Annotated in this window: 13 protein-coding genes; 5 read left to right on the forward strand and 8 right to left on the reverse strand. The window is 70.2% G+C overall.

The features are described from left to right. Window positions 1-188: 188 nt before the first annotated feature. Window positions 189-1,277: a LacI family DNA-binding transcriptional regulator gene (locus FHY03_RS18715; RefSeq protein ID WP_183920279.1), complete on the reverse strand. Its 1,089-nt coding sequence runs from the start codon at window positions 1,275-1,277 to the stop codon at window positions 189-191. A 145-nt stretch (window positions 1,278-1,422) separates the two neighbouring features. Here FHY03_RS18715 and FHY03_RS18720 point away from each other — a divergent pair, with 145 nt between their 5' ends. Both FHY03_RS18720 and FHY03_RS18725 read left to right on the forward strand, forming a co-directional pair. Continuing rightward, window positions 1,423-3,822, forward strand: coding sequence for a glycoside hydrolase family 3 protein (locus FHY03_RS18720; RefSeq protein WP_183932036.1), 2,400 nt, complete (start codon window positions 1,423-1,425; stop codon window positions 3,820-3,822). Then, window positions 3,819-4,823 (forward strand): alpha/beta hydrolase, encoded by a 1,005-nt coding sequence (locus FHY03_RS18725; protein ID WP_260159426.1) that lies wholly within the window; start codon window positions 3,819-3,821, stop codon window positions 4,821-4,823. Before FHY03_RS18720 ends, FHY03_RS18725 begins: the two co-directional genes overlap by 4 nt. A gap of 222 nt (window positions 4,824-5,045) precedes the next feature. Here the strand turns inward: FHY03_RS18725 and mltG are convergent, their stop codons facing one another. The 6 genes from mltG to fabD all read right to left on the reverse strand — a co-directional run bounded on the left by mltG (window position 5,046) and on the right by fabD (window position 9,939). Then, a complete protein-coding gene (gene mltG / locus FHY03_RS18730; RefSeq protein ID WP_183932037.1) occupies window positions 5,046-6,014 on the reverse strand; it encodes an endolytic transglycosylase MltG in 969 nt (322 codons plus the stop codon). Between the two features lie 12 nt (window positions 6,015-6,026). After that, window positions 6,027-7,283, reverse strand: coding sequence for a beta-ketoacyl-ACP synthase II (gene fabF, locus FHY03_RS18735; RefSeq protein WP_183932038.1), 1,257 nt, complete (start codon window positions 7,281-7,283; stop codon window positions 6,027-6,029). Between the two features lie 137 nt (window positions 7,284-7,420). Then, window positions 7,421-7,657 (reverse strand): acyl carrier protein, encoded by a 237-nt coding sequence (locus FHY03_RS18740; RefSeq protein WP_028056834.1) that lies wholly within the window; start codon window positions 7,655-7,657, stop codon window positions 7,421-7,423. A 130-nt stretch (window positions 7,658-7,787) separates the two neighbouring features. After that, window positions 7,788-8,525 carry a 3-oxoacyl-[acyl-carrier-protein] reductase gene (gene fabG, locus FHY03_RS18745; protein ID WP_183932039.1) on the reverse strand — a complete coding sequence of 246 codons (738 nt, stop codon included), beginning with the start codon at window positions 8,523-8,525 and terminating at the stop codon, window positions 7,788-7,790. A 3-nt stretch (window positions 8,526-8,528) separates the two neighbouring features. After that, window positions 8,529-8,978 (reverse strand): GxxExxY protein, encoded by a 450-nt coding sequence (locus tag FHY03_RS18750; RefSeq protein ID WP_183932100.1) that lies wholly within the window; start codon window positions 8,976-8,978, stop codon window positions 8,529-8,531. 1 nt (window position 8,979) lies between these two features. After that, window positions 8,980-9,939 carry an ACP S-malonyltransferase gene (fabD, locus tag FHY03_RS18755; protein ID WP_183932040.1) on the reverse strand — a complete coding sequence of 320 codons (960 nt, stop codon included), beginning with the start codon at window positions 9,937-9,939 and terminating at the stop codon, window positions 8,980-8,982. A 209-nt stretch (window positions 9,940-10,148) separates the two neighbouring features. On the opposite strand from fabD, the gene rpsF reads away from it, so the two are divergent. The 3 genes from rpsF to rplI are packed head-to-tail and all read left to right on the forward strand — an operon-like array spanning window position 10,149 to window position 11,407. Continuing rightward, complete coding sequence (gene rpsF / locus FHY03_RS18760) at window positions 10,149-10,577, forward strand: 30S ribosomal protein S6 (protein ID WP_132907505.1); 429 nt, start codon at window positions 10,149-10,151, stop codon at window positions 10,575-10,577. Continuing rightward, on the forward strand, window positions 10,577-10,801 hold the full coding sequence (rpsR, locus tag FHY03_RS18765; protein WP_007403456.1) for a 30S ribosomal protein S18: 225 nt from the start codon (window positions 10,577-10,579) through the stop codon (window positions 10,799-10,801). Before rpsF ends, rpsR begins: the two co-directional genes overlap by 1 nt. Window positions 10,802-10,813: 12 nt before the next feature. Further along, on the forward strand, window positions 10,814-11,407 hold the full coding sequence (rplI, locus tag FHY03_RS18770; RefSeq protein ID WP_183920267.1) for a 50S ribosomal protein L9: 594 nt from the start codon (window positions 10,814-10,816) through the stop codon (window positions 11,405-11,407). 839 nt (window positions 11,408-12,246) lie between these two features. Here the strand turns inward: rplI and mutL are convergent. After that, window positions 12,247-14,025, reverse strand: coding sequence for a DNA mismatch repair endonuclease MutL (mutL, locus tag FHY03_RS18775; RefSeq protein WP_183932041.1), 1,779 nt, complete (start codon window positions 14,023-14,025; stop codon window positions 12,247-12,249). Window positions 14,026-14,043 lie beyond the last annotated feature (18 nt).

Below are 14,043 nucleotides of genomic sequence, written 5' to 3' on the forward strand. Positions count from 1 at the left end.
GAGATTCCGCTATGGCATGGAAGGTACCGCTACCACAATGGCCTGCTACAGTCTTCCGTCGCCATGGCGGCACCCTGAAGTTGTTCCAAGATCCGCGTCGCAGCAAACTTCATGGTTGGTGTTGCTCGCGGGACAGTGGATCCTGAACCGAGTTCAGGATGATCCCTGAGGACAGGCCGCGCTACCCCTCACCGCGCCCGCGCGCCCGGTCGACGCCGCGGCGCCGCGTCCGACTGGCGTCGCACCAACGTGTGATCGAGCACGAGCTCGGGTGCACTGGCCGATGGATCGTCGCGGCGCGCGCGCAGCATCTGCGTCAGCATCTGCACCGCGGCGCGGCTCATGTCCGCGATCGGCTGGTGGATCGTGGTGAGCTCGGGCCAGATCGTCGTCGCCAGCGTGCTGTCGTCGAAGCCGACCACGGTGAGGTCGCCCGGCACGTCGAGCCCGCGCCGATGCGCCACCGCCACGCTGGCGGCCGCCATGTCGTCGTTGCTCGCGAAGATCGCGCTCGGCGGCTGCGCGATGTCGAGCAGTTCCTCGGTCGCATCGAGACCCGAGCGGTAACTGAACAGCCCGCGCGCGATCAGCGCCTCGTCGATCGGCAGCGCCGCTCCCGTCAACGCGTCGCGATAGCCTGCCAGCCGCTCCTCGCTGGCAGTGAGATTGGGGTTGCCGGTGATGAAGCCGACGCGCTGGTGCCCGAGCGCCAGAAGGTGTTCGGTCATCGCACGCGCCGCGGCGCGGTCGTCGATCGAGACGCGGCCGATCCCCGCGGGCGAGCTGCTCGTCGCCACCACCACCGTCGGCACGCGCGCGCCGAGCAGCACGTCGAGCACCAGCGGCGAGTCGCACAAAGGCGGCGGGAGGATGATGCCGTCGAGACCCGAGGCGACCAGGCGCGCGGCGACCTCGGCCTCATGCTCGCCGGGGTCGCATTTCTGCACCACCAGCTGGATGTCGCCGCGCCCCGCCTCGTCGAGGCTGCCGAGCAGGAAGGCGCTGAGATAGGCCTCGCTGGGATTGCTGTAGAGCAGGCCCAGCCGCACCTGCGACGCCCCCGCCAGGCTGCGCGCGGCGCGGTTGGGCGCATAATCGAGCCGCTGGATCGCCTCGCGCACCGCCGCGCGCGTCGCCTCGCGGACGTTGTTCTCGCCGTTGATCACGCGCGATACCGTCATGGTCGAGACGCCGGCGAGCTGCGCCACGTCGGCGATCGTCGGTGCCCCGGTCTGGCGTGATCCGGTGCCGCGGATCCTGCGGATGTCCCCACTCATGGCTGCGATACGTACCAGTAAAAGCCGGCGCGCCTAGTCGCCGCGACGAAAATGCTGATAGCGTTCTCAGGCCACCGCTTCTATGTTCACGCCGTCTAGGGGATCGCACCGCCAGGGGCCGGCGACCCGTCTCGGGAGGGGAAGAATGGGGCGTTTCTCGCAGTTCTCGCTGGCGTTGCTGCTCGCCGGCAGCGCCAGTGCCGGCGTCGCGCAGGTGGCGCATCCGGATCGCTGGCCCGCGGCCAAGAGCATCGGCCTGGTCGACGCCGCGACGGAGGCCAAGGTCACCGCTTTGATGAAGCAGATGACGCTCGAGGAGAAGATTGGGCAGATGATCCAGGCCGACATCGGCTCGATCAAGCCAGAGGACCTGCGCCGCTACCCGCTCGGCTCGATCCTGGCCGGCGGCAGCTCGCCGCCGCTCGGCAGCCCCGACCGCTCGCCCGCCGCCGCCTGGGTCGCCACCTCGCGCGCGTTCAACGCGGTGGCGCTGGAGCAGCGCGCCGGCCATGTCGCCATCCCGCTGATGTTCGGCGTCGACGCGGTGCACGGCGACAACAACGTGGTGGGCGCGACGCTCTTCCCGCACAACAGCGCGCTCGGCGCGATGCGCGATCCCGCGCTGATCCGCCGCATCGGCGCGGTCACCGCCGAGGAGACCGCCGCGGCGGGGATCGACTGGGCGTTCGGCCCGACCCTGGCGGTGCCGCAGGACGATCGCTGGGGCCGCGCCTATGAGGGCTATTCGGAGGACCCCGCGGTGGTCGCCTCCTATGCCGGCGCGATGATCGAGGGGCTGCAGGGCGTCCCCGGCCAGCAGGGCATCCAGCGCGGCCATGTCGCTGCCAGCCCGAAGCATTTCCTCGGCGACGGCGGCACCAAGGACGGTGTCGATCAGGGCGACACCCAGGTCGACGAGGCGACGCTGATCAAGGTGCACGGCGCCGGCTACCCACCCGCGATCAAGGCCGGCGCGATGACGGTGATGGCCAGCTTCTCGAGCTGGAACGGCCAGAAGATGCACGGCAACCACTCGCTGCTGACCGACGTGCTCAAGGGGCGCATGGGGTTCGAGGGCTTCGTCGTCGGCGACTGGAACGGCCATGGCCAGGTGCCGGGCTGCACCAATAGCGACTGCCCCGCCACCTTCGCCGCGGGGCTCGACATGGCGATGGCGCCGGACAGCTGGAAGGGCATGTTCGACACCACGCTCGCCGCGGTGAAGGCGGGCAAGCTGCCGATGGCGCGCGTCGACGACGCGGTGCGCCGCATCCTGCGCGTCAAGATGAAGCTCGGCCTGTTCGACGCGACGCGGCCGTGGGAGGCGCGCGGCGCGACGGTGGGCTCGGCCGAGCACCGCGCGGTGGCGCGCGAGGCGGTGGCCAAGAGCCTCGTGCTGCTCAAGAACAACGGCGTGCTGCCGGTCAAGGCGAGCGCCAACATCCTGGTGGTGGGCGACGCCGCGGACGACATCGGTCGCCAGGCCGGGGGCTGGACCTTGTCGTGGCAGGGCGACGGCAACACCAACGCCGACTTCCCCGGCGCGACCTCGATCTACGCCGGGATCGCCGCCGCGGCCAAGGCGGGCGGCGGCACCGCGACGCTGTCGCGCGACGGCAGCTTCGCCACCAAGCCCGACGTTGCGATCGTCGTCTTCGGCGAGCAGCCCTATGCCGAGATGCGCGGCGACGTGCGCACGCTGGAGTTCGAGGCCGGCGACAAACAGTCGCTCGCGCTGCTCAAGAAGCTGAAGGCGGCGGGCGTGCCAACCGTCTCGGTGTTCCTCTCGGGCCGGCCGCTGTGGGTGAACCCCGAGCTCAACCAGTCGGACGCCTTCGTGGCGGCCTGGTTCCCGGGTTCGGAGGGCGAGGGCGTCGCCGACGTGCTGGTCGGCGGCAAGCGCGACTTCACCGGCAAGCTCTCCTTCAGCTGGCCCAAGAACGCCGGCCAGTTCACGCTCAACAAGGGCGCGCCGGGCTACGACCCCTTGTTCGCGTTCAGCTACGGGCTGAGCTATGCCAGCCGCGGCAGCGTACCGACGCTGAGCGAGGAGGCGGGGGTCGACGCCAGCCTCGCCAACACCAGCCTGTTCTTCGCGCGCGGTCGCGTACCGGCACCGTTCCAGCTCGCGCTCGATCCGACGGTAACGCGTACCGCGGTGGACAGCGCGACCGCGCAAGAAGGTGCCGTGCAGCTGAGCTGGCGCGGCCCAGGCAGCGCGCGGATCACCGGCCCGGCGCTGTCGCTCGTGCGCGAGACCAACGCCGACCTCAATCTCCAGGTCAGCTACCGCATCGACCGCGCCGCGACCGGGCCGGTGTCGCTGGCGCTGGGCGCCGGCAAGGTCGATGTCGCGCGTGCGCTCGACTCGGGCGGCGGCTGGCACGTGCTGCGCGTCCCGCTGAAATGCTTTCGCGCCGCGGGCGCGACCATGGACTCGGTCGATACGCCGATGGCACTGACCGCGGCCGCGCCGTTCACGGTCGCGATCTCCGATATCCGGCTCGCCACCGACCCCGCGGGTGCGGTATGTCCGGGCGCATGACGATGGACCTGCCTCGGAACCTGCCCAGCCGCCGCGCCGTGGTCGCCGCGCTCACCGCCGCGCCGCTCGCCGCGCCCCTCGCCGCCGCCGCGGCGGCCGCGCCGGACGATATTCCGGGCGCGACGATCCTGCTCTGGCCCGACGCCGCGCCCGGCGCGCCCGCGACGTTGCCAACGCCCAAGATCGAGCAACGATCGAAGGACGCGGGCTTCAACGATCGCTGGGTCACCGGCGTGGCGCGGCCGGGGTTGACGGTGCGACGTCCCGCGCGCGCCAACGGCGCCGCGGTGCTGCTGATCCCCGGCGGCGGCTATGGCTTTATCGCGTGGGACAATGAGGGCGAGGAGCAGGCGCGCTGGCTCAACAAGCTGGGCGTCACCTGCTTCATCCTCTCGTACCGGCTGCCCGCAGAGGGCTGGGGCAACCGCGCGCTGGTACCGCTGCAGGACGCGCAGCGCGCGGTGCGCGTGATCCGCGCGCGCGCGGGCGAGTTCGGGGTCGATCCCAAGCAAGTCGCGGTGCTGGGGTTCTCCGCGGGCGGGCATCTCGCCGGCAGCCTCGCCACGCGTCACGCCGAGCCGGTCTACGCTCCGGTCGACACCGCCGACGAGCAGCCGGCGCGGCCCGATCTCGCCGGGCTGATCTACCCGGTGGTCACCTTGGCGGAGACGTTCACGCACGAGGGTTCGCGCGACAACCTGCTGGGCACGCCGTCGAGCGACGCGCTGCGCCGCGACGCGTCGGTCGAGCGCCGCGTCACCGCGGACACGCCGCCCGTCTTCCTCGTCCATGCGAGCGACGACAACACGGTGCCGATCGAGAACAGCCTGGTGCTGTACCGGGCGCTGCTGGCGGCGAAGCGGCCCGCCGAGTTGCACGCCTTCGACCAGGGCGGGCACGGCTTCGGCACGCGTCTGCCCGACAGCGCGCCGGGATCGGTGTGGCCGAAGCTGTTCGCCGCTTATGCCGCTCGGCACGGGGTGCTCCCGGCGGCGGTGTGAGTCGGAATCGTCACTGGGCGCGGCCGGCATACGATCGTTGCGCCTCCCCCATTATTCCTGCGAAGGCAGGAATCCAGCTACGCAGAGCTTGCGGCTAGAAGCGAGACGTTCGCGTGTCTGGATCCCCGCCTGCGCGGGCATGACGAGGGTGGAGAAGACGGGAGCGGCCGCTCCACAAGGCCGTCGCTTAACCTGAACCCGTCCAGTGTGGCACCTCCGCCCTCACATCTCCCCGCGCGCGCGCCGGATCGCGAACCAGCGCTTCACGTTGGCGTTGTGCTGCTCGAGCGTGTCGGCGAAGACGTGCCCGCCGCTGCCGTCCGCCACGAAATACAACGCGCGCGACGGCGCCGGATCGAGCACCGCGTCGATCGACAGCCGCCCCGGGTTGGCGATCGGCCCGACCGGCAGTCCGGTCGAAGCATAGGTGTTGTAACCGTTCTTGGCGCGGAGCTCGCTCTGGCGGATGCGGCGGCCGAGCGGTCGACCCTTGGTGATGGGATAGATCACGGTCGGATCGGCCTGGAGCGGCATGCCGAGCCGCAGCCGGTTGGCATAGACCGACGCCACCATGCGCCGCTCCGCGGGCTTGCCGGTCTCCTTCTCGACGATCGAGGCCAACACCAACGCCTGCTGCGGCGTCGTCACCGCCGCCGTCGGCTTGCGCCGCGCCCAGGCCGTGGCGAGATAGTCGCGCATCGCGCGCTGCATCCGCGCCAGCACCGCGGCGCGCGGCTCGCCGCGCTCGAACGAATAGCCATCGGGCAGCACCGAGCCCTCCGCCGGTACCGCGACGTCGCCGCTGAGCGCGTCGGCGCGCAGCAGCACGTCGCGCACCATCACCGCGGGCAGGCCCTCGGGGATTACCACCAGCCGCTGGACCACCTTGCCGCTCTGGAGCAGCGCCAGCACCTGCGACGCGCTGGCCCGCGCGGGGATCGCATATTCGCCCGCGCGGATCGGCGTCGCGCTGCCGAACAGCCGCGCCTGCAGGCGGAAGCGGTGCGCCGAGGCGATCACCCCCGCCCGCTCGAGCGCGGTGGCGGCGCCCGCCAGCGAGCTGCCCTCGGCGACGGTCACGGTGGCGTCACGCCGCAGCGGACCGGCGCCCTTCCATCCCTGCGCGATCCACACGCCCGCGCCGAACAGCAGCAGCGCGACGATCAGTCCCAGGCAGCCGAGCCGGCGCATGATCCAGCGGCCTCAGATCGTCTTCATCACCAGCGAGGCATTGGTGCCGCCGAAGCCGAAGCTGTTGTTGAGCACCGCGCGCACCTCGCGCCGGCGCGCGACATGCGGCACGAGGTCGACCCCCTCGGCGCCTTCGGACGGATTGTCGAGGTTGAGCGTCGGCGGCACGATCTGGTCGCGCATCGCCAGGATGCAGAAGATGCTCTCCACCGCGCCGGCGCCGCCGAGCAGGTGCCCGATCGCCGACTTGGTCGAGCTCATCGACAGGCCACCGATCGCGTCTCCGAAGAGCCGCTTTACCGCGCCCAGCTCGATCATGTCCGCCATCGTCGAGGTGCCGTGCGCGTTGATGTAATCGATGTCCGACAGCGCGAGGCCCGACTTGCGCATCGCCATCTCCATCGCGCGATACGCGCCCGACCCTTCCGGCTCCGGCGCGGTGACGTGGAAGGCGTCGCCCGACAAGCCGTAACCGACCACCTCGGCGTAGATCTTGGCGCCGCGCGCCTTGGCCCGCTCATATTCCTCGAGCACGACCACGCCCGCGCCCTCGCCCATGACGAAGCCGTCGCGGTCGCGATCATAGGGGCGGCTGGCCTGCTCGGGCCGGTCGTTGAAGCTGGTGTTGAGCGCGCGCGCCGCGGCGAAGCCGGCGATGCCGATCGGGCACACCGTGCTCTCCGACCCGCCCGCGAGCATCACGTCGGCGTCGTCCAGCGCGATCATCCGCGCGGCGTCACCGATCGAGTGCGCGCCGGTCGAGCAGGCGGTGACGACCGCGTGATTGGGCCCCATCAGCCCGTATTTGATCGAGACCTGACCCGAGATCAGGTTGATGAGGCGGCCGTGGACAAAATGCGGGCTGACCCGCTTCGGTCCCTTCTCGGCCAGCACCAGCGACTCGCTCTCGATGCCCGGCAGACCGCCGATGCCCGAGCCGATCGAACAGCCGGCGCGGAACCGCTCGGCCTCGCTCATCTCGGTGAGACCGGCGTCCTCCAGCGCCTGCCCCGCCGCGTCGATGCCGTAGACGATGAACGGATCGACCTGGCGCTGGATCTTGTGATCGACCCTTTTGTCGGGATCGAAGCCCCAGGGATGCTCCGCCGGCTTCACCTCGCACGCGATCGTGCACTTCTGGTCCGACGCGTCGAAGCGCGTGATCGGGCCGGCGCCCGACTTGCCCGCGATCAGATTGGCCCAGCAGGTCTCCACGTCGGCCCCGAGCGGGGTGACGAGGCCGAGACCGGTGACGACGACACGGCGCATAGACGTTCCTTCTTCCCCGGCACTGCGCCACGCGTCGCGCCGCCGGTCCTTCCAAACGAAACGGCTCCCCACCCCCTAGCCGAGGACGGAGAGCCGCTCAGATCAGCTCGCTAGAGCGGGAGGTCTCCCCCCGTTCCTCAGCCCTTGTGCTCGTCGATATAGGTGATCGCGTCCTTCACGGTCGAGATCTTCTCGGCCGCATCGTCGGGGATCTCGACGCCGAACTCTTCCTCGAACGCCATCACCAGCTCGACGATGTCGAGGCTGTCCGCGCCCAGATCGTCGATGAAGCTGGCGTCCTCGGTGACCTTGTCGGCCTCGACGCCGAGATGCTCGACGACGATCTTCTTCACGCGGTCGGCGGTCTCGCTCATAGCTTTCCCTCTTTCAATTGGGGGGTAGGTTTCGAATTGCTGAACGCAGGTAGAACGGGCTCGCTCCCGTGGCAAGGGTGCGAATGGCTCGCGACCCCCCCCTCGCCTCCGCGTTTGCCGTCCCGGTGGCTCAGACCATCGCCATGCCGCCGTTGACGTGCAGCGTCTGGCCGGTGACGTAGCCGGCCTCGCGCGACGCCAGATACACCACCGCGGCGGCGATGTCCTCGCCGCTGCCGAGATCGCCCGCGGGGATGCGGCCGAGCAGCGCGCTCTTCTGCGCCTCGGGCAGCACCTCGGTCATGGCGGAGCGGATGAAGCCCGGCGCGACGCAGTTGACGGTGATATTGCGGCTGGCGAGCTCCTGCGCCAGCGCCTTGGACATGCCGACCAGCCCGGCCTTGGAGGCGGCGTAATTGGCCTGGCCCGGGTTGCCCGTCTGCCCCACCACCGAGGTGATCGACACGACGCGGCCGAAGCGCGCCTTCATCATCGGCTTGGCGGCGGCGCGGATCAGGCGGAAGGCGGCCTCGAGGTTGACCCGGATGACCTGGTCCCACTCGTCGTCCTTCATCCGCATCGCGAGATTGTCGCGCGTGACACCGGCGTTGTTGACGAGCACGTCGAGCTTGCCGAGTGCCTCGACCGCGCGCGGCACCAGCGCGTCGACCGCGGCCGCGTCGGACAGGTTGCAGGCGAGCGCGACATGATCACCGCCGAGCTCGTCGCGGAAGCGCTCCAGCTTGTCGGGGTTCGAACCCGACAGCGCGAGGCGGGCGCCCTGCGCGGCGAGGCCGCGCGCGATGGCGGAGCCGATCCCGCCGGAGGCGCCGGTGACCAGCGCGGTCATGCCTGAGAGATCGAACATGCTTCACTCCGTATTTTGGTTCACGCGGAGGCGCGGAGACGCGGAGGGTCGATAGCGGTTGACGATCCGTCGCACCCCCTCCTTCAACGTCTCACCCCCGAAGTTGATGAGCAGCCCGACGGGCTGCTCGATGAGTCTCAGATATGTCAGAAGCTGCTTGCCGTGTACCGGCACCAGCTTCTCGACCGATTTCACCTCGACCACTAATCGGTTGTCGACCAGCAGGTCGATCCGAAAGGCCGCCGGAAAGACCTGCCCTTCGAAGCAGATGTCGACCGGGTGCTGCCGGGAGACAAGATAGCCGAGCGCCGCCAGACGCGCCGCGAGCACCCTCTCATAGACGCTTTCCAACAAGCCCGGTCCAAGCTCGCGGTGAAGACGAAGCGATAGGTCGAGAACGTCACCGCTGATCGCGCCGATATCCCTCGCTTCTTCTCCGCGCCTCCGCGTGATCTCACATCCTTTTTAGCAGCGCCTCGACGTCGTCCATCGATACCACACTGACCGCCTCGACATCCGGCGCGATGCGCTTGACCATCGGCGCGAGCACCTTTCCGCCGAACTCGACGAACTCGGTCACCCCCGCCTCCACCATCGCCAGCACTGACTCGCGCCAGCGCACGCGACCGGTCACCTGCTCCACCAGCAGCCGCCGGATCGCGCCGGGATCGGCCACCGCGGCGGCGTCGACGTTGGCGAAGACCGGCACCAGCGGCGCGCGCAGCTCGGCCTCGGCCAGCGCCGCCTCCATCGCCTGCGCCGCATCCTCCATCAGCGAACAGTGGAACGGCGCCGATACCGGCAGCAGCACCGCACGCTTGGCGCCCAGCTCCTTCGCCAGCGCGACCGCACGCTCCACCGCGAGGCGATGACCCGAGATCACCACCTGCGACGGGTCGTTGTCGTTGGCGACGGTGCAGACCAGCGGCTCGCCGCCCTCAGCGAGGATCGAGTCGACCGCGGCGCCCGCGATCGTCTCGGCCTTGGCGACGTCGGCGCCGAGCAGCGCCGCCATTGCCCCCTCGCCCACCGGCACCGCCGCCTGCATCGCCTGACCGCGCCGCTTGAGCAGCCGCGCCGTCGTGGCGAGGTCGAAGGTCTCGGCCGCGCACAAAGCGGTATATTCGCCGAGCGAATGACCCGCGACATAATCGGCCTTGTCGGCGACCACGACGCCGCCCTCGCGCGTCAGCACACGCAGGGTGGCGACGGCGTTGGCCATGATCGCGGGCTGCGCGTTCTCGGTCAGCGTGAGCTCGTCCGCCGGCCCCTCTGCCATCAGGCGGCGCAGGTTCTGGCCGAGCGCCTCGTCGACCTCGCCGAACACCTCGCGCGCGACCGCCGAGGCGTCGGCCAGCGCGGCGCCCATGCCGACTGCCTGGCTGCCCTGACCGGGGAAGATGAACGCGCGCATCGTGCCTCTCCTTGGAAAGGCTGCGCTGCTAGGGCGGCGCTCCCGGCCGGTCAACCGCGGGCCCTTGCGCGCGGAGGGGTTCTGCGGCATAGCACGCCTACTCGGGGCGGGAAGCTACGGCTTCTTCCGCCCCTTGCTGTTGCACGACAGCCGGAGGGGCGTGGCACATGGGGTGTCCGTCAGCGATCGGCCAACATTGAGGTACATGCATGGCTCTGTACGAGCACGTGTTCCTTGCGCGCCAGGATCTGGCACAGGCGCAAGTGGACGCGCTGGCGGAAGCCGCGACCAAGGTGGTCACCGACCACGGCGGCACGGTCGTCAAGACCGAGACCTGGGGCCTGCGCAGCCTCGCCTATCGCATCGCGAAGAACCGCAAGGCGCATTACGTGATGCTCGAGATCGACGCGCCGGGCGACACCGTCGCCGAGCTGGAGCGTCAGACCAGCATCAACGAGGACGTGATCCGCTACATGACCGTGCGCGTCGACGAGCACGAGCAGGGTCCGACCGTGATGATGCGCAAGCAGGAGCGCGACCGCGAGCGTCGCGGCGAGCGCGGGGAGCGTGGCGACCGCGGGGATCGTGGTGATCGGGGCGACCGTCCGCGTCGTGACCGCGAAGAGGAGAACGCATAATGGCGCGCCCGTTTTTCCGCCGCCGCAAGTCGTGCCCGTTCAGCGCCAAGGACGCGCCGCGGATCGACTATAAGGACGTGCGTCTGCTGCAGGGCTTCGTGTCCGAGCGCGGCAAGATCGTCCCGTCGCGCATCACCTCGGTGAGCGCGAAGAAGCAGCGCGAGCTGGCGCAGGCGATCAAGCGCGCCCGCCACCTGGGCCTGCTGCCCTACGTCGTGAAGTAAGGAGAAGAGCAGATGGATATCATCCTGCTTGAGCGCGTCGAGAAGCTCGGCGGCATCGGCGACGTGGTGAAGGTGAAGGACGGGTTTGCCCGTAACTACCTGCTGCCGAACAAGAAGGCGCTCCGCGCCAACGAGGCCAACCGCAAGGTATTCGAGGCCAATCGCGCGCGCATCGAGGCCGACAACGCCTCGCGTCGCTCGGACGCGGAGAAGGAGGCCGGCTCGTTCAAGGACGCGCAGGTCACGCTGATCCGCCAGTCGTCGAACACCGGCCAGCTGTACGGCTCGGTCGCGGTGCGCGACCTGGTCGAGGCGCTCGAGGCCGACGGGCACAAGGTGACCAAGAGCCAGGTCGTGCTCGACCGCCCGATCAAGGCGATCGGCGTGTACGATGTGCGCGTGCAGCTTCACCCCGAGGTGGCGGTGACCGTGAAGGTCAACGTCGCGCGCTCGCCGGAAGAAGCCGAGATGCAGGCGCAGGGCGTCGACGTCATGGCGCAGGTCTTCGAGGAAGGCCGCGACCAGGGCGGCTTCACCGAGGATTACGATCCCAACGCCGAGCCGGGCGCGACCGCCGAGGCGCAGGACGAGCCGGCGCAGGGCTGAGCCTCGCGCCACCGTTCGCGCTGAGCAGAAAGGCCCGCCCGGAGCGATCCGGGCGGGCCTTTCCGTTGGGCGCCGTGGGGGGGTGGGGGAAACGACGCCCGGGGGGCTCTTGGTTCAGGGCACCGTCACGACCGCGCCGACGACCGCGGCAAGCGGCACAAGTGCTAGAACTAGCGGCATAATTTTGCTCATGGCGCGACCTGTTGTAATGGATCGTCGGGGAGAATGCCTGCCGCGCGCAAAGGTTGCGGCAGGCTGAACGAAAAGGCGCTGCGACAAAGCGTTCCCTCGTGCGACCAACGACGCGGCGGAACGGAACGCGCGCGATCCGGGCGGGTTGATCTTGCAGTGACGTCAACCGCGCATCGGATCGGGTGCGATGGTGGTCTTGGTATGAGCGTAAGGACATTCGGGTCGTGACGGCGGCGGACAGAGACAGGAGAGAGCGCCTCACTGCGCTGGGCAAGGTATTGCGCACGAGCGCAATGGTGCCGACCGACACCTATATCACGCACGACATCCCGCTGTTGCTGACGCGACTGTCGCAGGTGCCGGCGAGTGGGACGAAGCGGGAGGATTAGGCTTCGCGCTATCATCTGATGGCGTCATCCCACGGCGCCACTATACCGCGTCATTTCACAGCGCCTTCTCCCGGCGTCATCACACGGCGCCATGTACCGGCGTCATCCCACGTCTCCATCTCCCGGCGTCATCCTGAGCTTGTCTCAGGATCCACCGGTCTGCGAGCGCCGCCGCGTTTGCTCACGCGGCACCGTGGATCCTGAAACGAGTTCAGGAAGACGCCGGTGAGGGGTGACGGCAGCGCGCGCCCCCCCCCATCACCGTCGCGCGAACAGTTTCTCGATGTCGGGGAAATCGAGCTTCACCCAGGTCGGGCGCCCGTGGTTGCACTGGCCCGAGTGCGGCGTCGCCTCCATCTCGCGCAGCAGCGCGTTCATCTCCGCCAGCGAGAGCGCCCGCCCGGCGCGGACCGAGCCGTGGCACGCCATCGTCCCCGCCACAGCGTCGAGCCGCTCGCGCAGCGACAGCGCCTCGTCGTAGGCGGCGAGCTCGTCGGCCAGGTCGGTCACCAGCGCGGTCGGGTCGCCGCTGCCGAGCAGCGCGGGGGTGGCGCGCACCAGCATCGCGCGCGCGCCGAACCGCTCGAGCTCGAGCCCGAACTCCGCCAGTTCGGCCGCACGCGCCTCGAGCCGGTCGCAGGCGGGCTCATCGAGCTCCACCACCTCGGGGATCAGCAACGCCTGGCTCGCCACGCGCCCGCCGGCGAGCGCGGCGCGCATCCGCTCCAGCACCAGCCGCTCGTGCGCGGCATGCTGGTCGACCAGCACCAGCCCGTCCTGCGCCTCGGCGACGATGTACGTCTTGTTGACCTGCCCGCGCGCGGCGCCGAGCGGAAAGTCGTCGCGCTCGGGCGGCGGCGCCCAGCTCGCCTCCGCGCGCGCCTGCGGCGGCGGCGTCAGGAAGGTGGTGCGATGCTCGCGCAGCAGCGTGCCGCCGGGCGACGGCGCGGCCATCGCCGCGTGATCGAAGCCGAACGCGGGCGCCGCGACCGCAGCGGTCGGCTCGGACCGCCACAAGGCGCCGATGTCCGCCGGGGCCGAGTGTGCGACCCGGTGGCCCGCGGCGTCGAGCGCGCGGCGCAGCCCCGACACGATCATGCCGCGCACCAGCGCCGGGTCGCGGAAGCGCACCTCGGTCTTCGCCGGGTGGACGTTGACGTCGACCTCGCTCGCGGGGACGTCGAGGAACAGCGCCACCACGGCGTGACGGTCGCGCGGCATCATCTCGGCATAGGCACCGCGGATCGCGCCGATCAGCAGCCGGTCGCGCACCGGTCGGCCGTTGACGAAGAGATATTGGTGATCCGCGACGCCGCGGTGGAAGGTCGGCAGCCCCGCCACCCCGCCGAGCACGTGCCCATCGCGCTCGAGGTCGACCGCCACCGAATTGTCGGCGAGCGCGCGGTCGGTCAGCGCCGCGACTCGCCCCGGCCGCCCCTCCGCCGCGGGCACCGCCAGCACGCGACGGCCGTCATGCTCGACCGCGAAGGCGATGTCGGGGCGTGCCATCGCGAGCCGTTTCACCACATCGAGGCAGCTGGCATATTCGGAACGTGGCGAGCGCAGGAACTTGCGCCGCGCGGGCACGCGAGCGAAGAGCCCCTCGACCACCACGCGCGTGCCGGGCGGCAGCGCGGCGGGCGCGTCGCCCTCGACGGTGCCGTTGTCGACGGTGCGTGCCCAGCCCTCGGCGCCGCGCGGGCGGCTCTCGATCGTCAGCCGCGCCACCGAGGCGATCGAGGGCAAAGCCTCGCCGCGGAAGCCCAGCGTCCGCACCGCCTCGATCGCGTCGTCGGGCAGCTTGGAGGTGGCGTGGCGCTCGAGCGCGAGCGCGATCTCGTTGGGGGTCATGCCGCAGCCGTCGTCGGCCACCTCGATGCGCTCGACACCCCCCGCCGCGAGCACCACCGCGACCCGCGTCGCGCCGGAGTCGATCGCGTTCTCGACCAGCTCCTTCAACGCGCTGGCCGGTCTTTCCACCACTTCGCCCGCGGCGATGCGATTGACCAGATGCGAGGGGAGCCGGCGTATTGACACAGCGCAGCACCTAGCCCA

Origin of the sequence: Sphingomonas sp. BK345, from assembly GCF_014193845.1 — a bacterium.
Classification (GTDB): Bacteria; Pseudomonadota; Alphaproteobacteria; order Sphingomonadales; family Sphingomonadaceae; genus Sphingomonas.

Coding starts and splice junctions, on each gene's coding strand:
- FHY03_RS18715 (WP_183920279.1), bottom strand. CDS start 1,277: ATGAGTGGGGACATCCGCAGGATCCGCGGCACCGGATCACGCCAGACC.
- FHY03_RS18720 (WP_183932036.1), top strand. CDS start 1,423: ATGGGGCGTTTCTCGCAGTTCTCGCTGGCGTTGCTGCTCGCCGGCAGC.
- FHY03_RS18725 (WP_260159426.1), top strand. CDS start 3,819: ATGACGATGGACCTGCCTCGGAACCTGCCCAGCCGCCGCGCCGTGGTC.
- mltG (WP_183932037.1), bottom strand. CDS start 6,014: ATGCGCCGGCTCGGCTGCCTGGGACTGATCGTCGCGCTGCTGCTGTTC.
- fabF (WP_183932038.1), bottom strand. CDS start 7,283: ATGCGCCGTGTCGTCGTCACCGGTCTCGGCCTCGTCACCCCGCTCGGG.
- FHY03_RS18740 (WP_028056834.1), bottom strand. CDS start 7,657: ATGAGCGAGACCGCCGACCGCGTGAAGAAGATCGTCGTCGAGCATCTC.
- fabG (WP_183932039.1), bottom strand. CDS start 8,525: ATGTTCGATCTCTCAGGCATGACCGCGCTGGTCACCGGCGCCTCCGGC.
- fabD (WP_183932040.1), bottom strand. CDS start 9,939: ATGCGCGCGTTCATCTTCCCCGGTCAGGGCAGCCAGGCAGTCGGCATG.
- rpsF (WP_132907505.1), top strand. CDS start 10,149: ATGGCTCTGTACGAGCACGTGTTCCTTGCGCGCCAGGATCTGGCACAG.
- rpsR (WP_007403456.1), top strand. CDS start 10,577: ATGGCGCGCCCGTTTTTCCGCCGCCGCAAGTCGTGCCCGTTCAGCGCC.
- rplI (WP_183920267.1), top strand. CDS start 10,814: ATGGATATCATCCTGCTTGAGCGCGTCGAGAAGCTCGGCGGCATCGGC.